This window comes from Clostridium sp. K13, from assembly GCF_019734195.1.
Classification (GTDB): Bacteria; Bacillota; Clostridia; order Clostridiales; family Clostridiaceae; genus Clostridium.
In genome coordinates this window covers 1-25,991 of sequence record NZ_JAASHM010000019.1, presented here as the reverse complement: position 1 = coordinate 25,991, position 25,991 = coordinate 1, and the positions used below count along the sequence as shown (strand labels likewise).

Annotated in this window: 17 protein-coding genes and 1 pseudogene; 7 read left to right on the top strand and 11 right to left on the bottom strand. The window is 28.5% G+C overall.

Going from position 1 to position 25,991, the window contains the following annotated elements; all coding sequences use genetic code 11:
* Positions 1–95: 95 nt before the first annotated feature.
* Complete coding sequence (locus HCG76_RS11500) at positions 96–3,842, bottom strand: phosphoribosylformylglycinamidine synthase (RefSeq protein ID WP_221700514.1); 3,747 nt, start codon at positions 3,840–3,842, stop codon at positions 96–98.
* Positions 3,843–4,145: 303 nt separating this feature from the next.
* On the opposite strand from HCG76_RS11500, the pseudogene HCG76_RS11495 reads away from it, so the two are divergent.
* Positions 4,146–4,787, top strand: a pseudogene (locus HCG76_RS11495) (undecaprenyl diphosphate synthase family protein).
* Between the two features lie 24 nt (positions 4,788–4,811).
* The gene (locus HCG76_RS11490; protein ID WP_221700515.1) at positions 4,812–6,293 is read left to right on the top strand and encodes a phytoene desaturase family protein; all 1,482 of its coding nucleotides are present in this window, start codon (positions 4,812–4,814) and stop codon (positions 6,291–6,293) included.
* 77 nt (positions 6,294–6,370) lie between these two features.
* Here the strand turns inward: HCG76_RS11490 and HCG76_RS11485 are convergent, their stop codons facing one another.
* Positions 6,371–12,118 carry a glycosyl hydrolase family 95 catalytic domain-containing protein gene (locus tag HCG76_RS11485; protein WP_221700516.1) on the bottom strand — a complete coding sequence of 1,916 codons (5,748 nt, stop codon included), beginning with the start codon at positions 12,116–12,118 and terminating at the stop codon, positions 6,371–6,373.
* 466 nt (positions 12,119–12,584) lie between these two features.
* Here HCG76_RS11485 and HCG76_RS11480 point away from each other — a divergent pair, with 466 nt between their 5' ends.
* Positions 12,585–14,762: a HelD family protein gene (locus tag HCG76_RS11480; RefSeq protein WP_221700517.1), complete on the top strand. Its 2,178-nt coding sequence runs from the start codon at positions 12,585–12,587 to the stop codon at positions 14,760–14,762.
* A 47-nt stretch (positions 14,763–14,809) separates the two neighbouring features.
* Here HCG76_RS11480 and HCG76_RS11475 read toward each other — a convergent pair whose 3' ends face one another.
* Both HCG76_RS11475 and HCG76_RS11470 read right to left on the bottom strand, forming a co-directional pair.
* Positions 14,810–15,754 (bottom strand): SPFH domain-containing protein, encoded by a 945-nt coding sequence (locus HCG76_RS11475; protein ID WP_221700518.1) that lies wholly within the window; start codon positions 15,752–15,754, stop codon positions 14,810–14,812.
* 1 nt (position 15,755) lies between these two features.
* Positions 15,756–16,184 carry an NfeD family protein gene (locus tag HCG76_RS11470; RefSeq protein ID WP_221700519.1) on the bottom strand — a complete coding sequence of 143 codons (429 nt, stop codon included), beginning with the start codon at positions 16,182–16,184 and terminating at the stop codon, positions 15,756–15,758.
* 336 nt (positions 16,185–16,520) lie between these two features.
* Here HCG76_RS11470 and HCG76_RS11465 point away from each other — a divergent pair, with 336 nt between their 5' ends.
* Positions 16,521–18,425: an NAD(+) synthase gene (locus tag HCG76_RS11465; RefSeq protein WP_221700520.1), complete on the top strand. Its 1,905-nt coding sequence runs from the start codon at positions 16,521–16,523 to the stop codon at positions 18,423–18,425.
* A 45-nt stretch (positions 18,426–18,470) separates the two neighbouring features.
* On the opposite strand, the gene HCG76_RS11460 is transcribed toward HCG76_RS11465, so the two are convergent.
* The 7 genes from HCG76_RS11460 to HCG76_RS11430 all read right to left on the bottom strand — a co-directional run bounded on the left by HCG76_RS11460 (position 18,471) and on the right by HCG76_RS11430 (position 23,757).
* Positions 18,471–19,076, bottom strand: coding sequence for a hypothetical protein (locus HCG76_RS11460; RefSeq protein ID WP_221700521.1), 606 nt, complete (start codon positions 19,074–19,076; stop codon positions 18,471–18,473).
* Positions 19,077–19,193: 117 nt separating this feature from the next.
* Positions 19,194–19,844, bottom strand: a complete 651-nt coding sequence (locus HCG76_RS11455) for a deoxynucleoside kinase (RefSeq protein WP_221700522.1) — start codon at positions 19,842–19,844, stop codon at positions 19,194–19,196.
* Positions 19,845–19,975: 131 nt separating this feature from the next.
* Positions 19,976–20,839, bottom strand: a complete 864-nt coding sequence (locus tag HCG76_RS11450; RefSeq protein ID WP_221700523.1) for an NAD(P)/FAD-dependent oxidoreductase — start codon at positions 20,837–20,839, stop codon at positions 19,976–19,978.
* 12 nt (positions 20,840–20,851) lie between these two features.
* Positions 20,852–21,166, bottom strand: a complete 315-nt coding sequence (gene trxA / locus HCG76_RS11445; protein WP_221700524.1) for a thioredoxin — start codon at positions 21,164–21,166, stop codon at positions 20,852–20,854.
* A 139-nt stretch (positions 21,167–21,305) separates the two neighbouring features.
* Entirely contained in the window at positions 21,306–23,015 is a 1,710-nt protein-coding gene (locus HCG76_RS11440) for an ABC transporter ATP-binding protein (protein ID WP_221700525.1), read from the bottom strand.
* A gap of 93 nt (positions 23,016–23,108) precedes the next feature.
* Positions 23,109–23,333: a hypothetical protein gene (locus tag HCG76_RS11435; RefSeq protein WP_221700526.1), complete on the bottom strand. Its 225-nt coding sequence runs from the start codon at positions 23,331–23,333 to the stop codon at positions 23,109–23,111.
* Between the two features lie 49 nt (positions 23,334–23,382).
* Positions 23,383–23,757 (bottom strand): DNA mismatch repair protein MutT, encoded by a 375-nt coding sequence (locus HCG76_RS11430; protein ID WP_221700527.1) that lies wholly within the window; start codon positions 23,755–23,757, stop codon positions 23,383–23,385.
* 191 nt (positions 23,758–23,948) lie between these two features.
* Here HCG76_RS11430 and HCG76_RS11425 point away from each other — a divergent pair, with 191 nt between their 5' ends.
* The 3 genes from HCG76_RS11425 (at position 23,949) to HCG76_RS11415 (ending at position 25,919) form a co-directional block, all read left to right on the top strand.
* On the top strand, positions 23,949–24,548 hold the full coding sequence (locus HCG76_RS11425) for a restriction endonuclease (protein WP_221700528.1): 600 nt from the start codon (positions 23,949–23,951) through the stop codon (positions 24,546–24,548).
* Complete coding sequence (locus HCG76_RS11420; RefSeq protein ID WP_221700529.1) at positions 24,526–25,038, top strand: restriction endonuclease; 513 nt, start codon at positions 24,526–24,528, stop codon at positions 25,036–25,038. The genes HCG76_RS11425 and HCG76_RS11420 overlap by 23 nt, the downstream gene beginning before the upstream one ends.
* A 167-nt stretch (positions 25,039–25,205) precedes the next feature.
* Positions 25,206–25,919 carry an HAD family hydrolase gene (locus tag HCG76_RS11415; protein WP_221700530.1) on the top strand — a complete coding sequence of 238 codons (714 nt, stop codon included), beginning with the start codon at positions 25,206–25,208 and terminating at the stop codon, positions 25,917–25,919.
* Positions 25,920–25,991: the final 72 nt, after the last annotated feature.

Genomic DNA, 25,991 nt, shown 5'->3' with positions numbered 1-25,991 from the left:
AAGGTAGAAACTCCTCAAGGAGTTTCTTAAAATATAATCTTTCTAAATTCAGCCCTGCTGAATTTATTCCCCAACCTTTTCCTCTTCATCCTTCACTACTTAAAGTATTTAACTCCTGATTCGAAAATCTTTTGATCAAAGTTTCCTGGTACATTCTTATAAAGATTATCTCCAATTCTTTCAGAGTGTCCCATCTTCCCAAGAACTCTACCATCTGGACTTGTTATACCTTCTATTCCAAGCATTGATCCATTTGGATTAAATGGCATATCTAATGCTATATTTCCTTTATTATCAACATATTGTGTTGCTACTTGTCCATTTTCAACTAATTGCTTTAATAGTTTTTCTGGAGCAACAAATCTTCCTTCTCCATGAGAAATTGCTACATTATGAATATCTCCCAGTTCAATCCCGTTAAACCATGGTGATTTCTTAGAAACAACCTTAGTTTGAATTATTGAACTCATATGTCTATTAATTTCGTTATAAGTTAATGTAGCCATATCTTCTTCAATATCAACTATTTCCCCATATGGTACTAATCCTAACTTAATTAATGCTTGGAAGCCGTTACAAATACCTAACATTAATCCATCTCTATTCTTTAATAAATCCATAACAGCATCTTTAATTCTTTCATTTCTAAATACTGTTGATATAAATTTACCTGAACCATCTGGCTCGTCTCCAGCAGAGAACCCACCTGGTAACATTATTATTTGACTTTCTCTAATTTGCTTTTCTAAGTTTTCAATTGACTCTACAAAAGCATCCTTAGAGTAATTTCTAAATACTAAAGTTTCTGTTTCTGCACCAGCATTTCTAAATGCTCTTTCACAATCATATTCACAGTTTGTTCCTGGGAATACCGGAATTATTACTTTTGGTTTAGCAACCTTTATAATAGGTGAATTAACATTTACTTTATCAAATAAAACTTCTTCTACTTTTTCATTGCTACTCTTAGTTTTTATCTTAAATACCTTAGATAATTTTTCTTCATAACTTTCTTCTAAAGCACTTAATTTTAAATCTAAGTCATATTCTTCTGAAATTATTACTTCATCTTTTATTGTGCTTCCTATTGCTTTATAAGCGCATCCTTTAAACTCTTCATCTATATTTACATCAGACTTAACTTCTAAAACTAAACTTCCATAGTTTAATCCAAAAAGCTCTTCCTTAGTTAGATTAGAGAACTTAACCCCAATTTTATTTCCGAAAGCCATCTTTGAAAGTGTTTCAGCTACTCCACCAAATTTAACGGATGCTGCTGATATTACTTTTCCTTCTAAAATAAGCTCATGTAACTTTTCTAAATTATTCTTATAACCTTCAACTTTTAATGTATAGTCTTCATTTCTTTCAGCCATTAAGAATACTAATTGTGAACCTGCTTCTTTTAATTCAGCACTGATTATATTCTTAGCTTTTTCAACTCCAACTGCAAAAGCTACTAGCGTTGGAGGTACATCTATATCTCCAAAACTTCCAGACATTGAGTCCTTTCCACCAATTGCAGGTATTCCTAAATCAATTTGTGCTTGATATGCCCCAAGTAATGCCGCAAATGGTTTACCCCATCTTTCTGCATTTTTTCCTAGCTTTTCAAAGTATTCTTGAAGAGTTAATCTTGCTTTTCTATAATCTCCACCAACAGCTGCTAACTTTGTAACCGCTTCAATTATTGAATAGTAAGCCATGTGATATGGACTCCAGACTCCTAAATCTGGATTAAATCCATAACTCATTATTGTAGCCTCTTCACTTACTCCATTTAATACTGGAATTTTTGCAACCATCGCTTCTTGTTCTGTGTTTGCATCCTTACCACCATATGGCATAAGAACTGTTCCTCCACCTATAGTAGAGTCAAATCTTTCAACTAATCCCTTTTGTGAAGCAACATTTAATTTCTTTAAGTTATTTACCCATGCTTCTTTAACATCTATGTCCCCAACTGCTAAAGGATATTCACCTGGTAATTTAACTTCTACATTAGTTACTTGTCTTGCCCCATTTGTATCTAAGAAGCTTCTCTTTAAGTTAACTATTTCTTTGCCTCTCCAATACATTCTTAATCTTTCTGTATCAGTAACTTCTGCTACAACAACAGCTTCTAAGTTTTCTACTTTAGATAATTCTATAAATCTATCTACATTTTCTTTATTAACTACTACAGCCATTCTTTCTTGTGATTCAGATATTGCAATTTCAGTTCCATCTAAACCTTCATACTTCTTAGGAACATTATCTAAGTTAATATCTAAACCTCTAGTTAATTCTCCAATTGCAACTGAAACTCCACCTGCTCCAAAGTCATTACATCTTTTTATCATTTTTGCTATTTCAGCATTTCTGAATAATCTTTGGATTTTTCTTTCTGTAGGTGCATTACCCTTTTGAACTTCTGCAGCACATTCATTTATTGAATCTTCTGTATGCTCTTTTGATGAACCTGTAGCTCCACCAACACCATCTCTTCCAGTTCTTCCTCCAAGAAGAATTACTATATCTCCAGCATTAGGTTCTTCTCTTACTACATTTTCCTTTGGTGCTGCTGCTATAACTGCACCAACTTCCATTCTTTTAGCTACATAGTTTGGATGATATACTTCTGAAACTTGTCCAGTTGCTAATCCAATTTGATTTCCGTATGAACTATAACCATGTGCTGCTCCTAAAGTGATAGTTCTTTGTGGTAATTTACCTTTGATTGTATCCTCTACTGGAACTGTTGGATCAGCTGCACCAGTAACCCTCATTGCTTGATATACGTATGTTCTACCTGAAAGTGGATCTCTTATAGCTCCTCCTAAACAAGTTGCTGCACCACCAAAAGGTTCAATTTCAGTTGGGTGATTGTGTGTTTCATTTTTAAACATCACTAAGTATTCTTCATTACCCTTATCTGTTTCTATGTTAACTTTTATTGAACAAGCATTTATTTCTTCAGAAATGTCTAAGTCATCTAACATCCCTCTTTTTCTCATTTCCTTCATAGTAATAACTGCTATATCCATTAATGTTTCGTCTCTATCAGTTTCTCCATAAACAAAATCTCTTGATTTTAAATATGCTTCATATGACTTTTGAGCTGCATTATTTAATTCACCTATTTCAAAAGTTACATCTTCAATTGCAGTACTAAATGTTGTATGTCTGCAGTGATCTGACCAATATGTATCAATTACTTTTATTTCTGTGATTGTTGGTACTTTTTCTTCACTTTTGAAGTAGTCTCTTATCATTACTAAGTCATCAATACTCATTGCAAGACCTAATTCTTTATGGAACTCTTCTATTTGTTTTCTATCCTTATTAACAAAGTCATTAAGTATTTCTACATCGTTAGGTTCTGCTAATTTTGAAGAAAGTTCAATATTATCTATTGCTACTTCTCTAGAATCTACTGGATTTATATAATAACTTTTTATTTTATTTACTTCATCTTCAGTTAAATTACCTTTTAAAACTATTACTTTTGCTGATTTTACTTCTACTCTATCTTCAGCTCCTAATAATCCAATACATTCTGATGCTGAATCAGCTCTTTGATCATATTGTCCCGGTAAAAACTCTACTGCAAACGCTACTTCATCCTCATTTATTGGAAGATTTTCTTCATATAAATTATCTACTGTTTTTTCAGCAAATATTGTATATAAAGATTTTTTATAATACTCTTCTTTCATTTCACCTAATATATATTTATTGATTACTCTTACTTCTTGAAGATTATCTATTCTTAAATTACTTTTAAAATCTTCCATAAGACTTTTAGCTTCAACATTAAAACCATGTTTCTTTTCTACAAAAATGCATTTAAACCCTAACATCCTATACCTCCACCTTTAAAACACGAACATTTTCTCCATTTTTATATTTATTCTTCGTATTAATTAAATATTACCAATTTATTTTATATTTGTCAACTTTATTAAGTGTTTTTTAACATATTTTTCGTTATATAGACGAATTTTAACTCTATTATTTTAAATTTAATTCGTATTATTCGTTTTTTTTATTAAATTTATTAATTTATTTAGAGATTTTAAAGTATGAATAATATAAAAATTTGCAATACTATAAAAGTAAATTACATATTTAATCTAAATTTAGTAAAGTTAAGGAGTGTTTTTATGAGAGTCCCTAAACATATCGGTATTATTCCTGATGGTAATAGACGTTGGGCAGAAAATAATGGCCTTTCTAAAGAAAAAGGATATAACATCGGCATTAATCCTGGCCTTTTATTATTTAAGTTATGTCAAAAGCTTGGTATTGAAGAACTAACTTACTATGGATTTACTACTGATAATACTAAAAGACCTAAAGATTAAAAGGATGCATTTACCCAAGCTTGTATTGATGCTGTAAATTTACTTTCTCACGAAGATGCTGAATTATTAGTTGTAGGTAATATAGAATCTCCTTGTTTTCCTCCTGAATTATTGCCCTTTACAAAAAGAAAAACATTTGGAAAGGGAGGATTAAAAGTAAATTTTTTAGTAAATTATGGTTGGGAATGGGATTTAAATTTATCAAGACAAACATATAAGAAAAGAAATAATCTTGATTTAGTTCTTCATTCTGAAGATATTTCTAGAATTGACTTAATAATTCGTTGGGGCGGCAGAAGACGCTTAAGCGGATTTTTACCAATACAATCTGTTTATTCTGATTTTTATGTAGTTAATGATTATTGGCCTGATTTCAAACCTCAACATGTTTATGATGCGTTAGAATGGTATTCTTCACAAGATATAACATTAGGTGGCTAATATTTAAATTAAGGATGTGTTTTTATGAAAAAAGCTATTATTATCGGTGGAGGTATTGGTGGCTTATCTATAGCTGCTAGACTTTTACATAAAGGCTTTAAGGTGGAGCTTTATGAAAAGAATAATTCTATCGGTGGTAAAACTAATACATTAAAGCTTGGTGATTTTAAATTTGACTTAACTGCCTCCTTATTGATGATTCCTAATGATTATATTGATATTTTTAAATATTGTAATAAGGATTATAAAGACTATTTTTCATTAATTCCTATTAATCCTCTTTATAAAGTATTTTATGATGATGGTACTAATTATAGTTTTTCAACCTCTTACCCTCACCTTTGCAAAACTATAAATAAAATAACAAATAATAATTTAAAAGACAAATATTCTTATTTTAACTTTCTATCTCTTAATTATAAACGCTATTTAATAGCAGAAAGCCATTTTTTAAATGAGCCATTTATAAAAACTAATGATTTCTTTAATCCTTATACATTAAAGGAAGTTTATAAACTTCATACTTTAAAATCCTGCTATAGCGATTGTAATAACTTTCTATCATCCGAAAAATTAATAAACTATATTATGTTTCAATCTATGTATGTAGGTGTATCCCCTTATAGTTCACCTAATATTTATAACCTAATCCCTACTGCAACTCAATATAATAGTCTTTACTATATAAAAGGTGGTATGTATTCATATATAGATTCATTAAGAAAATTAGTTTTAGACTTAGGCGGTAAAATTAATCTTTCATGTCCTGTTGATGAAATTTTATTTAAAAATAATACTGCTATAGGAGTTAAAATTAAAAAGCATACCATATATAGTGATTTAGTAGTTTGTTCTAGTGATTATTGCTACTCAATTGATAATTTAATAAAACCTGAAAATATTAAATCAAACTTAGAGCCTACTACTAAATTCCAGCAATCATGCTCTACATTTATATTATATTTAGCTTTAGATAAGAAATATCCATCACTTAATATCCATAATATTTTTATAAATAAAAACTTTAAAGAAAATTTAGAAGCACCTTTTAAAGGAATGCTTTCTTCTGATCCATCATTATATATTTATTGTCCTAGTTCTATAGATTCCACACTTTGTCCAACAAATTGTGAAACTATTAATGTAATGGTGAGAGTTCCTAATTTATTTTATAACAATATATCTTGGACTAATGATAATATTATCTCTTTAGAAAATAAATTATTAAATATAGTTTCAAGAATTCCTGGATTGGAAGATATTAAGTCACATATTATATTTAAAGATAGACTAACTCCATTAGATTTTAAAAACATATTTAATACTACTTCAGGTTCTGCATTTGGAATAAGCCATAATTTAAATCAAAGCTTACTTTTTAGACCTCAATGTACCTTACCTAATATTGAGAATTTATATTTTACAGGTGCTTCAGTACATCCTGGGAATGGTGTATCTATGGTATTAAAATCATCTAAAATTTGTGCAAATTTAATTAAGCTTTAATTATACTAAAAAGAGGCTGTATCAAATTTATAATATTTTATTTTGATACAACCTCTCTTTTAAATTTTATTATTTAATTATTTTAATGAATTATCAGATTTCTTCTTTCTAGTGAACATAAATGCTCCACCTGCAATAACTAAAATAGCACCTACTATTAATATATAAACAGTATTTGTTCCACCTGTCTTTGGAAGCTTTGAATTTGATGTTGTTTTATCATCATCTTTGTTATTGCTTCCATTATTAGTTTCACTATTTGTAGTATCATTTGATGCTATTTTCAAATCCGAAATTGCACTCTTTAAATTTTCTTCAGCTTTTGCAATTTCCTTCTCTGTTGCATCTTCATTTTTCATTACTTTATCTGCTTCTTCTACTGCTTTTTCAACTGCTCTCCAGCTTTCTCTTGTATACTTGCTAGAATCTAGAGATTGTGCTTTATTGATTAAATCATTTAAAGCATCCTTATTTGGTTTTAATCTTAATTTTAAGAATTCTCTTAATAATCCTTCATAAGATTTTGCAACTTCTTCTTCTAAAGCATTTTCATCAGCAACTACTGCTTTTGACGCTTCTAAAACTGTAGCTAAACTTTCCCAAGTTTTTGCTATATATTTACTTGAATCTAAAGCTTCAATTTTTTCTATTAAACTTACTAATTGAGTTTTATCTCCCTTATTAAAAGATAACATTTGCATTACTTTGCTTAATCTATCAAATGATGCATTTACTTCTTCTTGAGTAGCCTTATTATTTACTAATAATTCTTTAGCTTCAGCAAGTGCAGCTTTAAATTCTTTAACAACTGCAGGTACAACATTTTCAAGATCAGCTTCCGATACTTTTTCAGCCTCTTCTACAGCTATTGTTAAATGCATCTTAAATACATTTTCAGTATCTTCTTCTTTTTCTTCTAAAGCTTTAATAGCTTCCTCTAATTCAGCTTTTGCAGTTGCAACATCTTCATTAGTTGCATCTTCATTAACTAAAACTATATTAGCTTTTTCTAATGCTGATTCTAAATTAGCCCAAGTTTCTGCTGTGTAATCATCTTTAATTAAAAGCTCTGCACTATCAACTACAGCTTGTAATTCTGATTTATCAACAGTTTCTGTTGGTGGAACCTCTTCATCTCCAATTACAAAGCTTACGCTTATAGGTACTAATGAAGTATTTCCTGCTGCATCTATAGCAACTACTTTAACTGTATATTTAGCACCTTCTTCTAATCCTTCAAGTGTATAGTTTAATCCATCTACCTTATCTTTAAGAGCTCCATTTACATAAACCTTATATCCAACTACGCCAACATTATCAGTTGCTTCACTCCATGAAATTTCAGCACTTGTTTTTGAAGTAGCCTCTACAGATATTTCCTCTATATTGCTTGGTCTTTCTGTATCTACAGCTAATTCTGTTTTTACAGTTATAGATTCAAATGCTGTTGATTTTCCAGCCTCATTTACAGCTTTAACAGTAAAATTATATTCAGTATCTGCAGTTAAGTCATTAACTCTATAGTAATTATTAACTGTCTCACCAATTTTAGTTTCACCTTCATAAACTTCATAAATTGATGCTCCATCTATTGAAGTCCATGTAAGAACTAATGTCTTGCTTTCAACTCCAATTGCTTCAATCTTAGCACTATCTGGAATTACTGGTCCTTGTGCTTCTTGAGCAACTAATCCATTTGCTTTTTCTCTAAGCGCTGCTAAAGAACTTGTTACATTTTCAACTGTTGCATCATCATTATTCATAACTGCTACAGCGTTATCGTATGCAGCTTTAAACTGGTTCCATGTTTCTGCTGTATAATTAGCTTCAGCTTTATTACTATGTGATTCTATTTCTGTTTGTAATTCTGACTTATCAACTACATTACTAGTAATTGCTTTAAATACTTTAAAATAATCTAAGTTAACTTGAGTTTTTCCACCCCTATCTACAGCAGTCATAACAATAGTGTGTTCACCATTTTCTAACTCCTTAAATGCTGCAACTAATTGTTGATCATCACCAGTACCACTTCCTGCTAATGAGAAGTTTCCTTTATCTTCTCCATCTATTGAAATATCAAAGCTTGAGAAGTTTGAGTGCTTTTGAGAGTAAACTTCTATTCCTGTTCCAGTAAATGTATAAGTTACTGTTGAACCTGTAGTAGCTTCTGTTTTAGTTCCACCATGGTGTCTATCTGCTTCACCAGCCCAAACTGACCAGTTTCCACCCCATGTTATATCAGGATTTTTAGTATTATCCATATATCCATCTTCAACTATAATTTCTTCAGATGCTACTGTTGGAAGTACTACCTTTATATCAATTGAACCACTTATAGAAGCATCTTCTTTTGAAGTAGCTGTTACTGTAACAGTTCCATTAACTTTTTTAGTTGTTAATACTCCATTTTCATCAATAGTTGCAATAGTAGAGTCATTTACTGACCACGTTACTTCCTTATTGCTTATTTCACTTGGAAGCACTGTAGCAACCATTTGAACTGAACTATTTTCTTTGCTTATAGTTGTTATTCCAGACTTAGTTCCAACTGAAACTGAAGTTGGTTTTTGACTTGTTGAATCTAATACTTTAAATGCATCAAGCTCTACTTTTGTTTTTCTTGCTGCTTCTGATTTAGTGTTAGTTGCTCTAACTGTAATTGTATGCTTACCATATTCTAAATCATCTTTAGAGAATATAGTTACTTTTCTTACTGTTGATGGACTATAAGTATCAACCTCACCTATAACTTTTCCATCAATGCTTATTTCAAACTTACCTCTATCAGCATTTGTACAAGTAATAACTTCTATTCCTGTACCCACAAATGTTAGTGTAGCTGTTTCAGTTCCAACTGGATCTTCAATATACTTAATTGTTCCAGCATGATTTACAGCCTCGCTCCAATCACCCCAGTTACCAGAGTAAACAATACGTGAATCTCTATCATCAATATATCCAGCCATATTTCTTAAATCATTTACTTTTACAGCTCCAGATACCTTTGTTTCTTTTCCACTGATATTTGCAGAAACCATATAACTAAATGAACCTAATATATCTTTTGCATGAGTATCCTTAAAGCTTACTTCTTGAATATTTTTTGCTACAGTTATAACATCACCATTGCCAATTTGGCGATATACATTATAAGTAACATCATCACCTTCTATAGCATTCCATTCTAAGTTTACAGAATTACTTTCTATTCTCTCTGCAGTTAATCCAGTAGGTGCATCTGAAAGTTCTTCTCTTCCTGGAATTTCAGTTATAGTGTAAGTCTCATTTATTTCTGTATTAAATGAAATCTTATCTTCTTCAACTATTGTAAATTCTATATTTTCTCCCTTAGAGTTAGTTACTTTAGCAAGATTTAATCCAGCATATTTAACTACCGCTTCTCCACCATTTTTAGATGTAACAGTTAATTCGTATGCTTTTCCATTTTCCCACTTAGCTCCAACTTCAAAATTACCTCTTGCAAGTAAACCATCATATGAACCATTAGACCATACATCTGGAAGTGCAGGTAAGAAGTTTATATATCCCATGTTGCTTTGCATTAACATTTCAGATATTCCAGCTGTTGCTCCAAAGTTACCATCGATTTGGAAAGGTGGATGTGCATCCCAAAGGTTAGAATAAGTTCCACCACCACTGGCTTGTCCTGTTCCAACTCTCTTTAATTGCTTAGTTATTAATTCATAAGCTTTGTTACCTTGACCAGCTCTAGCCCAAGTATTAATTCTTTGTCCCATTCCCCATCCAGTAGATACATCTGTTCTATTATTTAATGATACTAAAGCAGCATCTAATAATTCTGGTGTTTCAACTGAAATAGAATCTCCAGGGAATAATCCTAAAAGGTGAGACATATGTCTATGTCCATATCCTTCACTTGGAATACTATTTAAAGTAGTTTCTTCATACCATTCTTTAATTTGACCATCATCACCAATTTGAATTGGATCTAATTTAGATTGAGTATCTTTCCATCCTTCAACTAAATCTAAATCTACACCTAATTTTTCTGCAGCTGTAATTGTGTCATCATATAATTGCCATATTAATGTTTGTTCATATGTGTTACCAACTGTTCTTGGTCCATGCTCTGGAGAATAAGTTGGTGAAGAAACCATTCTTTGTTGAACTTCATCCCATACTAACATATTTTCATATAAATTTACTTCTTCTTTCATTATTGGGTAAATAACATTTCTCATATACTCAACATCACCAGTATATTCATACATTTCCCAAACATTTTGTAATATCCATGGCACTGCTGCTGGAGACCATCCCCAGTCAAAGCTCCACCCTGGACAAGTCCATCCAAATGGAGTGTTTTGAGTATGAGCCATAAATCCATTTTGTTCTACATATTCTCCATTTTCATCCTTAGCACTTTCTACACCAGCATAAATTCTTGCTGTTTCACGTCCTGGCTCTCTTAATGATTCAATATAATTAACTAATGGAGTAGCACATTCAGCCATATTTGTAGAATAAGTTGGCCAATAATTCATTTGAAGATTTACATTCATATGATAATCTGAACTCCACGCAGGATCATTCTTATTATTCCAAACTCCTTGTAAGTTAGCTGGAAGTTGTGAATCTTCTCTTGAAGATGAAATAGTTAAATACCTTCCATATTGGAAGAACATTACCTCAAGTGCTCTTCTAGCTTCTTCAGATACTGTATTATTACCATATCCACTTAAAAGTTCATCTGTTGGAATATTAGACAATGCTTGTCCTAAATTCAAGTTTACCCTATCAAAAATACTTTTATAATCAGATACATGCTCTGCTTTTACCTCATCATAAGTTTTATTATTTAAAGCTTCAATGACATTAGAAACTCTTATATCTAGCTCTTCATCACTTTCTCCTGTACGATAAACAGGATAATCATTTTTATAATCAGTAGCTGCTGATATATAAATTGTTACTGAAGTTGCTTCTTCTATTGTTAACTTATTATTACCTTCAATGATATTTCCATTATCACTTATAACTTTTAATTGTGAATTATATTTTAATTGATTATCAGATACTTGTCCTTTTAATGTAATAGTATCATCTTCTACTATTGTTGTTGCACCTTGTTTAGATGGGAAACTTACATCAAAGTTAAGCTTTTCATCTCCCTCTGCTTCAACTCTTATAGCCATAACATCATCAGGATGACTTACAAAATATTCTCTAGTATATTCTGTGTTTCCTTCAGTATAGTTTACAGATGAAATTGCAGTTTTTAAATCTAAATCTCTAACATAGTTTGTAACATTACTTTCATTAATTCCTTTAAAGTTAAGATTTATTTCCCCCCAAGCTTGATAAGCTCCATAACCATTACTAGTACCAACTAATTGATTACATAAGGCACTAGCTTTAGCATTTCCCTCTGCTGTATGAAGTGCAAATAACTCTCTAATTTCTTGTAATACCTCATACATTGCTCTACCATCACTAGCAACCTCTACATTACCACCATTATACTTTGGGCGGCCTTCACTTGGTCCACCTGTCCAAAGCGTCTTTTCATTAAATGTTATACGTTCATTAATAATTTCTCCGTATACATTTCCTCCAATATCACCATTTCCTATAGGTAAAGTATACTCTTGCCACATATTATCCTCAGTAAGATTTGCTGCACCCTTAGAAGCTGGTTTTGTATACCACAACCTGAAATCATTTTCATCAACTTCATAGATTCCATCGGCTCTTTTCTCTGCAAAGGTTGTTTGATATAGCGATGTTACCATCATAGTAGCTATCATTGTAGCTAAAATTCTTTTTCCTCTTTTTCTCATAAAATTCCCCCACTTTATTTCATCAAATTTTAGTTTCTTAATATAAAATATCCCTCCTTATATTTAATTCTTCTTAATAAGTATAGCAATTCTTCTTACAATTAATCTTTTTCTATTTCTATATATTTGTTATATACTTCCATTTGTCTTTATGCTAACAAATCTAAGTATTTTGGTCAACGCAATCGCAACTTTATTATATATTTAAGCAATTTCTTGTTATTTTATATGAAAAACTAAAAAAAATCGCCGCAAGATAAATCTTGCGACAATAAATCCTACGTAACCTAAAAGGTTATTATTATTTTATCCTCATTGATATACTTTTATTCTTAAGTTATATTTATTTTTTTTAATTTCTTACTGAAATTTCTATATAGGAAATTTAAATTTATCTCTTCTCCACTTGACACATTCTCTTATAACAATTAAAATTTAATGACCATTATTTTAAGGAGAAGATAAAATGATAATCGGAAAAGAACTATCTGATGAAAAAATTTATTTAAATAATACAATTGAAAAAATAAATGATTTATTAAAAATTTATGGTGTTTCAAGCGCTGAACAAGATAAAGAAATAATAAAGCATAGAAAGTTTTTATGGGATAATAGAAACGAACTTGATGAAGTTGAAATAAATGAAAACTGTGGACAAGTGGCTTTAAATGAACAGCTACATTCAAAGAAAATATCAAGAATTAGAACTTTAGAAAAGCAACTTTCAACCCCATACTTTGCAAGATTAGACTTTAAAGAAGATGGAGAAGAAACAGAAAGCTTTTATATTGGTTTATCTACAGTAGAAGATGAAGATAATTTTGATATTTTTGTATTTGACTGGCGTTCACCTGTTGCTAATATGTTTTATGACTTCGAAGCTGGTCCTGCATATTATGATGCACCAGTTAGAAGAATAGAAGGTCATATCGAATTTACAAGACAATATAACATTAGAAATGGTGAAATAGTATTTATGCATAATTCTAATGAAAGTCTTTGTGATGAAGCTTTAACTTCAATGTTAAGTGGTAATGCTACAGATAAAATGAAAAATATAGTTGCTTCTATTCAAAAGGAACAAAATGATATTATTAGAAGTGACGATAGCAAAGTACTATTTATACAAGGTGCAGCTGGATCTGGTAAAACATCTATAGCCTTACATAGATCTGCTTACCTTTTATATAAGCATAGAAAGAATTTAAGTGCAGAAAATATTTTAATATTTAGTCCTAATGAAGTTTTTGCTGAATACATCTCTGATGTATTACCTGAACTTGGAGAAAGTAATATTCGTCAAACTACTTTCGAACTTTATTCAAAAAGATTTTTACCATCTAATTATTTGTATGAAAATAAAAATGATCACTTAGATTATATTTATTCTAATCATACTGATAAAGATGAGTTTAAATTAAGAAGTAAATCTATGGAATATAAAAACACTACAGACTTTATGGATACTTTAAATAAATTTATAGTAGATATTCCAAGACTTATAACAAATATAACACCTATTACAATTGAAGGTAATCAAATAGTAAGTAGAAAATCTGTTGAAAAAACTATATTTGAAAGATTTAAAGATATTCCATTCTTAAATAGAATTGAAGTTGTTAAACAAAGCTTATTCTCTCAAGTAGAAAATAAATATTTATCATCAAAGGATAATTCACACTTTGATTATGTAGAAGATAAAAAAACTTTCTATGATTACTGTAAAAATCAAGTTGATATTCAAGTTGATGCTATGCTTAGCACATTAGATAGTGTTGCTATATATAAATTACTTTGGAATAATATAAAAAGATATACTAATGTAGATTTAACTTCAGTAAAAGAAATTACATTAAATTCTTTAAATAGCAATGAAGTTAAATATGAAGATATTACACCAATAATTTATATCAGAGCTGCTTTAGAAGGCTTTAGAAGCTATGGTAATATGAAGCATGTTCTTGTAGATGAATGTCAAGATTATAGCCCATTATTCTATGAAATAATAAAAAAATCATTCCCAAATGCTTCATTAACTATTATGGGTGATTTAAACCAAAGAATTGATAAACATTCTAATGTAAAAAGTAGAAATAGTATTACTGATGTATTTAATGATGTTAAAACTGTAGTATTAACTAAGAGCTATCGTTCAACTGGTAATATAACAAACTTTACTAAGGATATATTAGACACTCATGAGCCTATAGAAGCTGTTGATAGAATTGGTGATAATCCTACTATTTATATGGTAAATGAAAACTTAACTTTAAAAATATCTGAAAAAATTAATGAAATGAAAAATAAAGGATTTAAATCTATAGCTATTATTTGTAAAAATAAAGAAAACTGTGAAAACTTATATTACTCTTTAAAAGAAATAAATTCAGATGTTAACTTAATTATTAGCGATAAATGTGAATTTAAAATTGGAGTTAATGTAATTTCATCTTATTTAGCAAAAGGACTAGAATTTGATGGTGTTATATTAGCCGATGGTGAAAATTATTTATCTAATGAAGATAAACATTTATTCTATACAGCTTGCACAAGAGCTCTTCATGAATTAAATATATATACTAATACTTCATTAGAAAATATTTTACCAAAAGATGACTCACTTTATAAAATAATAAGGGAATAAATAAAAATAAGATAATGCTATATTCTAGCATTATCTTATTTTTTTATTTATTCTTTACTACCTTTAAGCATTTCACCAATAGCTGCTATGCTACCAAGTGATGATAAAGTTTCATTTGGTAATATAAGCTTATTAGCTGGGTTGTTAGCCATTTCTTTAAGAGCTTCAACTTGTTTTAATGCTATAACTGTTTCATTAGTTCCTGATTCAATAATAGCTGAGTTTACTTTTCTGATAGCATCAGATTCTGCCATAGCAATTTGCTCTATAGCCTTTGCTTTACCTTCTGCTTCTAGTAATTGAGATTCTTTTAAACCTTCTGCTCTTCTAATATTAGCTTGTTTTTCAGCTTCAGCTGCAAGAATTTTAGATTGTTTTTCCCCTTCAGCCTTTTCTATTTGAGATTGTCTTAAACCTTCTGCTTGAAGAATCATAGCTCTCTTATCTCTTTCAGCCTTCATTTGTTTTTCCATTGCTTGTTGTATTTCAGCTGGTGGAATTATGTTTTTAATTTCAACTGATAGTACCTTAATACCATAAGCATCTGTTACTTCATCAATAATACCTAATAATGATTGATTAATACTATCTCTTCCTGCTAGTACTTCATCAAGTGTCATATTACCTAAAATATTTCTTATATTAGTTGTTGCAGAGTAAACTATACCTGATTTATAATCTTCAATATTATAAACTGCATCCTTTGCATTAAGCATCTTATAGAAAATAACATTATCAACAGAAATCTTAACATTATCTTTAGTAATAACTGATTGTGGTGGTACGTCTAAAATTTGTTGTTTAGTTGATACCTTTTTTCTTACAAAGTCTACACCTGGAATTACAAAATGCCAACCTGGCTCTAAAATTCTATGGAATTGACCTAACCTTTCTACTACATATAAATACCCTGTATTTACTACTTTAATAGATGATAATAACACTAATAGAATAATAACTAATAATGCTATTAAAAATATTAATCCTGACATATTAATCCTCCTTTAAATTTACAATTAATTTGTTTCCTTCTATACCTGTAATGATATATTCTTGTCCTTTTTCAATAACTTTACCTTTATTATAAGCAGTCCAATAAATACCACTTACTTTTATCTTTGATGTTTCCCCCATATCTTCATTTGCTACCATCACCTTACCAATATATGTTTGTTCCATAGTTGGTAATTGATTTACATCAGCTTTAAATTTCTTTTTTGCCCAAGGATAACCAATAGAAACGGTTGCAACACCTACAACTAAAAATGCTATGATTTGCCATGTAACTGATAATCCTAATAAAGAAAGTATTATAGCAACTAAAGCTCCAATTGAGAACCACATAAATATAAAACTACTTGTAACAATGTCAATAGCAATTACAAAAATAGCAACTAGAATCCAAATAATTACCTCAACCATTAACTCTTCCCCCTTTCAATATTATTTTAAGTTATTAATAAAATTACTCATTAACAACTTATATAGCTTAATTATATACCATATATTTCTTTTTTTATAGTTTAAATGTTCATAACCAAGCACTAACTATAAACTTATTATAATATATAAATAATTATTTTGCAAGTTATTTTTTACATTTAAATAGGTTAATTTATACCTTTTAAAAAGTTTATCCTTCTTTCTTTCTCTAAATTCATTGATTTTCTAAGGTTTTCCTTTTATTATTTAGTTATATGTATTTTATTAGCCTTCTAATACAATACTAAATTTATATAATGTAACGGAGATGATATTATGGATTTTATTAAAGTAGGATCTGCTTGTCCTAAAACAAGAGTTTCAGATGTTCTTTATAACGTTGAAAATATATGTTCTTGTATAAAAGAATCTTATAAGCAAGAAGTTAAATTTGTAGTTTTTCCAGAACTATCAATTACTTCTTATACTTGTGGTGATTTATTTTTAACTTCATCACTTTTAAGTAAAGCTATTGATGGTCTAAAAATAATTTGTGAAGAAAGCCGTAACAAAGACATGCTAATAGCTGTTGGTTGTCCATTAGTACATAATAATGTTCTATATAATTGTGCATGTATTATTTTTGATGGAAAGATTCTTGGTATAGTGCCAAAATCATATATTCCAAACTATAGTGAATTTTATGAAAAAAGATGGTTTACTGAAGCTGCTATGCTAATAGATGAAAGCTTAACACTATCCTTCCAAGAAAATATTCCTTTTGGAACAAATTTAATTTTCTGTGCTGGTGATTATAAGTTTGGTATTGAAATTTGTGAAGACCTTTGGGTTACAATACCTCCTAGCTCTTATCTTTCATTACTAGGTGCTAATATAATTGGTAACCTTTCAGCTTCTAATGAACTAGTAAGTAAAAAAGATTATAGAGTTTCATTAGTTTCTAACCAAAGTGCTAGATGTATGTCTTCATATATTTATTCATCTGCAGGAGTTCATGAATCTACTACAGACTTATTATTTAGTGGTCATTTAATAATTAGTGAAAATGGTTCTATACTAAAAGAAAATAATAGATTCCAAAGAGAAAATGATGTTATAACATCTTGTATTGATGTATTTAAGCTTAATTCTGAAAGATTAAAAAATTTAAGCTATAGAGCATCATCACAAATAGTACCTTTTAAAGCACAATATATAAACTTTAACTTTAATAGTACTAAAATTACAAACTTTGATAGATATATTGATAAGCACCCATTTGTTCCTTCAAATGATCATGAAAGAGAAGAAAGATGTAAGGAAATATTCAACATACAAGCTTCTGCTCTTGCAAAGCGTTTAGAGCATACTAACCTAAAGAAAGCTGTTATAGGTATTTCTGGCGGTCTTGACTCCACTCTTGCTCTTTTAGTTGTAGTTAAAACATTTAAACTACTAGGTATTGATAATAAAAATATTATAACAATTACAATGCCTGGTTTTGGAACAACAGATAGAACTTATAATAATGCTTTAACGCTATGTAATGAACTAGGTACTGATTTAAGAGAAATAAATATAGTTGATGCTGCACTTCAACACTTTAAAGATATTGGTCATGATAAAGATATACATGATGTAACTTATGAAAATGTTCAAGCTAGAGAAAGAACTCAAATTCTTATGGACTTAGCTAATAAGGAAGGTGGATTATTAATAGGTACAGGTGACCTTTCTGAATTAGCACTTGGATGGTGTACTTACAATGGAGATCATATGAGTATGTATTCAGTTAATCCTTCAATTCCAAAAACACTAGTAAGATATTTAGTAAAATATGTTGCTGAAAAGGAATCTAACCAAGAAGTATCTCATACATTGTTAGATATTTTAGATACACCTGTTAGTCCTGAACTTTTACCTAAAGGCGAAAAAGGTGATATTGTTCAAAAAACTGAAGATATTGTTGGTCCATATGAATTACACGATTTCTTCTTATATCATTTTATAAAACATGGTTCATCTAAAGAAAGAATATTACTTTTAGCTGAAACTGCTTTTAAAGCTGATTATTCTAAGGAAGAAATAGAAAAATGGTTAGATAAGTTTATTTATAGATTCTTTACACAACAATTTAAGAGAAGTGCATTACCTGATGGACCTAAAGTTGGTTCAATATCTCTTAGCCCTCGTGGTGACTGGAGAATGCCTTCAGATGCTTCATTTAATTCATTTAAGTAATTCTAATAAATTATTTAGAGTTCAATAGAAAAGAAGAGTGAAAAATTATTCTTCACTCTTCTTTACTAATTCTATTCCAATCTCTTTATGTTCATCACTATTATATTGTAATAAGTATACATTATCTTTTAAAACTTCTCCACCAAACGTATCTATACCTTCATCTATTAATCCAATATTTTCTAGAACTTCATCATCATTTAAAGAAACTATATTTATTCCTTCATACATATCCTTATCTGTTGAAATTAATATAATAAGCTCATTATCCTTTGACTCTGATAAATCTAGCATAGCTACTGAATTACCACTTTTGATTATCTTATCTAAATTTAATACCTTATGATTTCCTAAATCAAAACTTTCCTTATACTTTGCAATAACACATTGATTTTCATCACCATCTTTAATACAGAAAAATCCTAAATATGATCCATTGATTTCTTTAACTGCTAATTCTTCAATCTTACCCTCATAATCTTTTCCGTCATCCATACTTATGATTCCTTCAACTTGTTCTTTTATATAGTTTTCTGTAGTATATGTATAAAATTTAAATCCATTATTATATAAATTAAATAATACAACTCCTATTATCAGTACTAAAAGAACTATACTTCCTAGTAATATTTTTTTTGTCTTTCCTTGCATTTTATCTCCTCCCTATCTACCCTTTATACCTTTTTATTCTACATATTCCTGTAAATTCCTTCAATTAAATAATAAAAAAAGAGAAGTTAATATATAATATCAACTTCTCTTTTTTTATTATCCTCTAACTTCTTTTAACTTTTCTTCTACCATAGAAATTAGTTTCTTCTTATCATCTTCATTATTAACTACATCCATAACGTTCATATCTATAACTAAAACCTCAGATGCATTATAATGATTATTAACCCAATTATCATATCCTTCCCATAGGAATTTATAATATTCTTTTAAGCTATCATCAATTTCAAATTCTCTTCCTCTAAGATTAATTCTATTGATTACAGTTTCAAAAGATCCTTTAAGGTATATCATAATATCAGGAGCTTTCTTAGGAAGCGCTTCTAACTCTTCCATCATATTACCTAATAAATTTTCATATATGTTCATCTCTAAATCTGATATTCTACCTAGCTCCATATTTTTCTTAGCAAAATACCAATCCTCATATATTGATCTATCTAAAACATTATTATCATTAACTAATGCTTCTTTAATACTCTTAAATCTAGTATTTAAAAAATATAGTTGTAATAAGAAAGGATATCTTTTTCTTTGTATTTCCTCTTCTGATTCACTATAAAATAATGGTAAAAGTGGATTATCATCTACACTTTCATAAAAAACTTCTGAATTGAAATGTTCTCCTAGAATTTTAGCGACTGAACTTTTACCTAATCCTATCATTCCACCAACAACTAACAACATACTTCACCTATCCTTCATCTTTAGTGCTAATTAATGATAACTTGTATTTATTCTTAAATCAAGTCTTGACAATACTTAAAATTAAAAATAAGACATGTTGATTTTTATATCAACATGTCTTATTTTTAAAACTATTTATTTTTCATTATATCTATATATCTTACAGCACTTAATGCAGCTATATTTCCTTCTCCAGCTGACTTAATATATTGATATGGCTTACCAACACAATCTCCTGCTGCAAAACATCCAGGAATATTACATTTCATTTCTCTGTCAACATTGATATGACCATCAACAATTTCAAGACCTGGAACTAATTGTCCTGGTGAAATACTATCTTTAAGAACAAATACTCCATCTGTTTCTAAGTCTAAACCATCAAGCTTTAATGATGAAACTTTATTTTCCCCAATAATTTCTAATGGTTTCTTATCAACAATTTCTATATTTTCTCTTATTTCATATTCACCTTTATACATAGGTACATAATAGACTTTTCCTGCAAGCTCACTTACATAATTAGCTTCTTCTTCAGCTTCTTTATTATATCCTATAATAGAAACTGTTTTTCCCCTATAAAGAGGTGCATCACAAGTTGCACAATAGCCTACACCTTTACCTAGTAATTCAATTTCACCTTTAATAGGTTTAGTATATTCCATTCCAGTAGCTAAAATTACAGCTGTAGCTTCATACATTTTATCATTTACCATTAAAGTGAAGTAATCACCCATAGCATAGATATTATTAATTCTCTCCTCTGTAATTTCTATTCCCATATGATCTATATGCTCTGCAAATTTATCTTTTATTTGTGCTCCATTCATTCCATAAAAACCTAAGTAATTATTTATTTTAGGAGCTTTTATTATTTTATTACTTAAATCCTTACTTCCAAAAATAATAAATTTTTTATTTCTTATCTTTGCATTTAGAGCAGCTGATAAACCTGCTGGACCGCTACCTACTATGGCTAAATCATATCTTTCCATAGTATTCTCCTATTATAAGTGCTTTTCTATAGCTTCTTTTAATTGAGGTTTTGGCATAAATCCAACTAATGTATCTACTGGTGCTCCATTTTTAAATACCATTATTGTTGGTATACTTGCAACTCTAAATTTTCCTGCTAAATTAGGACATTCATCTACATTAACCTTTGTAAATTTAGCATTTGTTAATTCTCCTGCAACTTCTTCATATATAGGACCTATCATCTTACAAGGACCACACCATTCAGCCCAGAAATCTACTATACTAATACCATCAAAATCAATAACTTCTGAATTAAATTCATTTTCTTTTAAATGTTTAACCATTACAATTCCTCCTATACCCCCTTAGGGGGTTATAAATATTATTTGTTTTATTGTACAGCGATAATGATTATTAGTCAATAATTTTATCCTTATATTTAGTTTACCCTTTTTTAACCTAAAAATTCTGTGATAAAGTTACCTAATTAACCTTTGCATACCTGTTTAGTTTATTATAAATTCCACCCCTCTCTATAAGTTCTTTATGATTTCCTCTTTCTTCTATCCCTTTATCAGTTAATACTATTATTTCATCTGCATTTTTTATTGTAGATAATCTATGAGCAACAACTATAGTTGTTCTATCCTTACAAAGCTCTTCTAATGATTTTTGAATTAAATATTCAGTTACATTATCTAATGCTGATGTTGCTTCATCTAATATTAAAATTGGTGGATTTTTTAGAAATACTCTAGCAATTGATATTCTTTGCTTTTGACCACCTGATAATTTTATTCCACGCTCTCCAATATAAGTATCGTATCCATCTTTTAATCCCATTATAAATTCGTGAATATTTGCCTTCTTTGCAGCCTCAATAACTTCCTCATCACTAGCATTTTGCTTTCCATATTTTATATTTTCTTTTATAGTTCCAGTATATAAAAATACTTCCTGTTGTACTATACCGATATTTTTTCTTAAAGAATCTAACTTAATATCATATATACTCTTTCCATCTATTTTTATATCACCTTTGTCCACATCATAAAATCTAGGTATTAAATTACAGAATGTTGTCTTACCTCCACCAGATGGCCCAACTAAAGCTAACATTTTTCCTTTTTCTATAGATAATGAAATTTTATCTAATATTTTTTCATTTTCGTAACTGAAACTTACATTTTCAAAATCTATGCTTCCCTTGACTTTTGATAAATTCACTGCTGTATCTTTTTCTTTCTCTTCTTCAATATCCATAATTTCAATAAATCTTTTAAATCCAGTCATTCCATTTTGATATTGCTCTACAAAATTAATAAGTTTTTTAATTGGCTCTGTAAATAATTTAACATATAACATATAAGCTAAGAAATCTCCTAAATTAATAGCATTATAATATGTAAAAATTCCACCTGCTATTAATACAACATAATCTAATATATCTACTCCAAAATTAACACCTGCAAAATACTCTGCCATAACTTTATAAGCATTTTTTCTTACTTCTTTAAACTTATTATTACCTTTATTAAATTTTTCATTTTCATACTCTTCTGCAACAAATGCCTTTGAGATTCTTATTCCTGAAATTGAGTTTTCTAGTGTTGAATTTATTGCAGATGTATGTACTCTAGTTTCCATAAAACATTTATTCATCTTTTTTCTTTTCTTAAGAGTAAATATTACTATGAAAGGAACAAATGCAAATATTAAAATTGTAAGGGGTAAATTTATAGTAGATAATATTATAAATGATCCTAAAAACATTATTATTGAAATAAATAAATCTTCTGGTCCATGATGAGCAAGTTCTGATACCTCCATTAAATCATTTATCATTCTACTCATTAAATCTCCAGTTTTTGTATTATCAAAATATGAGTTTGGAAGCTTTTCAAGATGTTCAAACATATCTCGTCTCATATCACCTTGCATTCTAACTCCAACAAGGTGCCCAAAATATTGCATAAAATAGCAACATCCAGCCTTAATCAAATATAATACCATTAAAACAATGGCAAATATTCCTATAACTTTTATCTGTTTATTAGGAATAGCATCATTAACTAAAGTTCTTGTCATCATTGGATATATTAAATTACATAAGGTTGCTATAGTAGCAACTAATAGATCTGCAAAAAATAATCCTCTGTAAGGTTTGTAATATGAAATAAACTTTTTAATCATTAAATCTCTCCTTTTATCTATTTAACACATAAAAGAAGAACAAGAAATATTGATCCTTGTTCTTCTTTTGCATTTTCAACTAATTTGTATGTCTTAAATAGAGCTATCAATATCTAATACTCCAGCTTCTTCATCAGAAATTGGAACTAAAATAGTACTTAATAATTTCTCTTCTTTTCTAGCATAAAAATATGAATCACTACCAACCCTTAGTTTCTTGCTATATTCATTTTTTTCAATCTTATATCTCTTATTATCATAAGATTTACCTATAAAGTACTTTGCTGTTTCTCTTTTTATAATCACCCTATAAAGCATTAAGTATCCCCTTTAGTTGTTTCATTAGTTTTTATAATAATATTCTATATTAAACTTTAAAATAATCTCTTAATATCATTTTATCTTCATCATTAAAATTATAATCTTCAATATTTCTTTTTCCAATCCATTTTATACTATTTATATTTTTATGACATGTTATATATTCCTTTACACATCCTGTAAATACCTTTAGTTTTTCTTCACTATCTAAATTATACTCATTGAAAGGTTTTAAATCGAATACTGTACATTTAATATCCTTATCTATAGCCTTACAAATGCACTTTTCTTCAGTTTCCTTTCCTTTTATCTCTTTTCCAAATATGCCCCAAGTTCTTTCATTTCTTTTTCCTCTTTCTGCAATTAATACATTTCCAAAATCATCATAAATAATAATTGAACATCTTGTTACCATCCCCATATTTACCTCCAATTAACAATTGATTTTTAATGAATTTACTTATTACTATTAATTATAATATCTTTTCACCTAATTTTAAACATTATTTTCGTTTTTATTACAAATTTATTTATATTTTTTACTAAAATTTATTTTCTATCTAATGTATATATAATACAATTTTTGTTAATAATTGAAATGAGGTGATTTTAATGGGATTTATAAAACTTTTACCACTTATTATATTATTGCTTTTTTCATTAAAATTTTTAATTTCATATGTAGAGAAAGCTACTCTTGCTTTAAATAAAAAAGAATTTGAAAAACAAATTAAAACAGGAGTATTATCCATAAAAGATTTACAAAAGAATAACTATGATACATTTGTAAAAATTATAAATATTTATCTTGATATATTAGGGTTTAAAGAAATTACACTACTTCCTAATGGAAATAGTGGTTTAACTAATTTTAAATCTTCATTAAACAATGAAAATGTATTTATAAGTTGTATCCAAAATGATTTACTAGGTGAAACTCCAAAAGATGAAGATAAATGGGAGTTAACTGACAGACCTGATGTTCAAAGCTTTTTAGGTAGAATAATTATTAATGATTGTAAAAAGGGAATTCTTATTACTAATAGTACTTTTTCTAACAAAGCCATAGAATTCATTAATGATTTTAATAATCAAAATATCGGAATAGAAATTAAGCTTATTGATGGTTATGAACTTACAAAATCAATAAGAAATCATAATTATTATATTATGAAAGAAGGTTTAATGAATGAAATTAAATACAATATATAGCTATTTCATAATAATCTTATTTGCTCCTTTAATGGGAAAATTAATAAAAAAAATTATTACATACTATAAATCATATAAAAACTTTAAGAGCGATACTCAACTCTATAGTTTAATTCATAGGTTAACCCCCCATGAATTTGAAATTTGGTGTAGTGAATATTTATCAACCCTAGGATTCTCTAATATTATTCTTCTTCCTTTAGGGCCAGATGGTGGAAAAAATATTATTTGCGAAAAAGATTCTCAAAAGTTTTATATTGAATGTAAAAGATATTCTCTTAATGACTCCATATCACCTTTCCATATTGAAAAATTATTAGGTGCTATGATTTCAGATAATATAAATAATGGAATAATTATAACTACAGGCAGTATCTCTGATGATGTAAAATCTATTTTAAGTAAAGTAAATGAACCATATAATATAAAAATAATAAGTTCTACAGAGTTAGATATTCCATACACTGAATATATACTTAAAACCAATTAGTTTAGCTATCTCATTTTCCTCTCAATATATTAGGGATGTGTCATTTTTAATGCACATCCCTTTAAATCGTTCTTTTATTAGCAAATATTTTTTGTAAGAAACTCCTATTCTATTTTCGTAATCATAATGGTATAATAAAAAAAATTTTATAAACCTAAGGAGAATTTATGTATACTAATTATATTTTTGATTTATATGGAACACTTGTTGATATTAATACAGATGAAGAAAATATAGAATTTTGGTCCAAGCTATCTTTATTTTATTCCTTTAAAGGTGCTATATACGAACCTACTGAACTTAAGAACTCATATAAAGCTTTAGTTAATATAACTTTATCTAGTTTAAATAACACTACTTATCCTGACTTTCCACTTGAATCTATCTTTTCTAAACTTTACATAAATAAAGGAGTTGTGCCTTCTAATGATTTAATAATGGATACTGCTCATCTTTTCAGAACTTTATCTATAAAATATATAAAATTATATGATAATGTAATTGAACTATTAGAATTATTAAAGAAAAAAGGTAAAAAAGTTTATTTGCTATCTAATGCACAAAGAATATTTACTCTTTATGAAATGAAATTATTAGGAATTGAAAAATATTTTGATGATATTTTCTTTTCTGCCGATTATAAGGTTTGTAAACCAGATATGAAATTTTATAATACTCTAATTACTAAACATAATTTAGATGTAAAAAATAGTATTATGATTGGTAATGACTCTATATGTGATATTGAAGGTGCTTCAAAAGTTGGTTTAGATTCTTTATATCTACATTCAAACCTTTCACCTGAAATTAAAGGAGAACTTAAAAGCACATATTCAATTATGGATTTCGACCTAACTAAAATCTACGAGCTTATTGAATAAACTGCGAACTACAGTGAGAACGAAAAATGGAATATTACTTTTCCGGGAAGCGGTGAAATTTTCACTTTGAAT

What these genes read in the sequence shown, in the direction of transcription:
- HCG76_RS11465 (WP_221700520.1), top strand. Translation starts at nt 16,521, where the DNA reads ATGGATTTTATTAAAGTAGGATCTGCTTGTCCTAAAACAAGAGTTTCA.
- HCG76_RS11455 (WP_221700522.1), bottom strand. Translation starts at nt 19,844, where the DNA reads ATGTTGTTAGTTGTTGGTGGAATGATAGGATTAGGTAAAAGTTCAGTC.
- HCG76_RS11435 (WP_221700526.1), bottom strand. Translation starts at nt 23,333, where the DNA reads ATGCTTTATAGGGTGATTATAAAAAGAGAAACAGCAAAGTACTTTATA.
- HCG76_RS11420 (WP_221700529.1), top strand. Translation starts at nt 24,526, where the DNA reads ATGAAATTAAATACAATATATAGCTATTTCATAATAATCTTATTTGCT.
- HCG76_RS11415 (WP_221700530.1), top strand. Translation starts at nt 25,206, where the DNA reads ATGTATACTAATTATATTTTTGATTTATATGGAACACTTGTTGATATT.
- HCG76_RS11425 (WP_221700528.1), top strand. Translation starts at nt 23,949, where the DNA reads ATGGGATTTATAAAACTTTTACCACTTATTATATTATTGCTTTTTTCA.
- HCG76_RS11475 (WP_221700518.1), bottom strand. Translation starts at nt 15,754, where the DNA reads ATGTCAGGATTAATATTTTTAATAGCATTATTAGTTATTATTCTATTA.
- HCG76_RS11450 (WP_221700523.1), bottom strand. Translation starts at nt 20,839, where the DNA reads ATGGAAAGATATGATTTAGCCATAGTAGGTAGCGGTCCAGCAGGTTTA.
- HCG76_RS11460 (WP_221700521.1), bottom strand. Translation starts at nt 19,076, where the DNA reads ATGCAAGGAAAGACAAAAAAAATATTACTAGGAAGTATAGTTCTTTTA.
- HCG76_RS11500 (WP_221700514.1), bottom strand. Translation starts at nt 3,842, where the DNA reads ATGTTAGGGTTTAAATGCATTTTTGTAGAAAAGAAACATGGTTTTAAT.
- HCG76_RS11440 (WP_221700525.1), bottom strand. Translation starts at nt 23,015, where the DNA reads ATGATTAAAAAGTTTATTTCATATTACAAACCTTACAGAGGATTATTT.
- HCG76_RS11490 (WP_221700515.1), top strand. Translation starts at nt 4,812, where the DNA reads ATGAAAAAAGCTATTATTATCGGTGGAGGTATTGGTGGCTTATCTATA.
- trxA (WP_221700524.1), bottom strand. Translation starts at nt 21,166, where the DNA reads ATGGTTAAACATTTAAAAGAAAATGAATTTAATTCAGAAGTTATTGAT.
- HCG76_RS11485 (WP_221700516.1), bottom strand. Translation starts at nt 12,118, where the DNA reads ATGAGAAAAAGAGGAAAAAGAATTTTAGCTACAATGATAGCTACTATG.
- HCG76_RS11470 (WP_221700519.1), bottom strand. Translation starts at nt 16,184, where the DNA reads ATGGTTGAGGTAATTATTTGGATTCTAGTTGCTATTTTTGTAATTGCT.
- HCG76_RS11430 (WP_221700527.1), bottom strand. Translation starts at nt 23,757, where the DNA reads ATGGGGATGGTAACAAGATGTTCAATTATTATTTATGATGATTTTGGA.
- HCG76_RS11480 (WP_221700517.1), top strand. Translation starts at nt 12,585, where the DNA reads ATGATAATCGGAAAAGAACTATCTGATGAAAAAATTTATTTAAATAAT.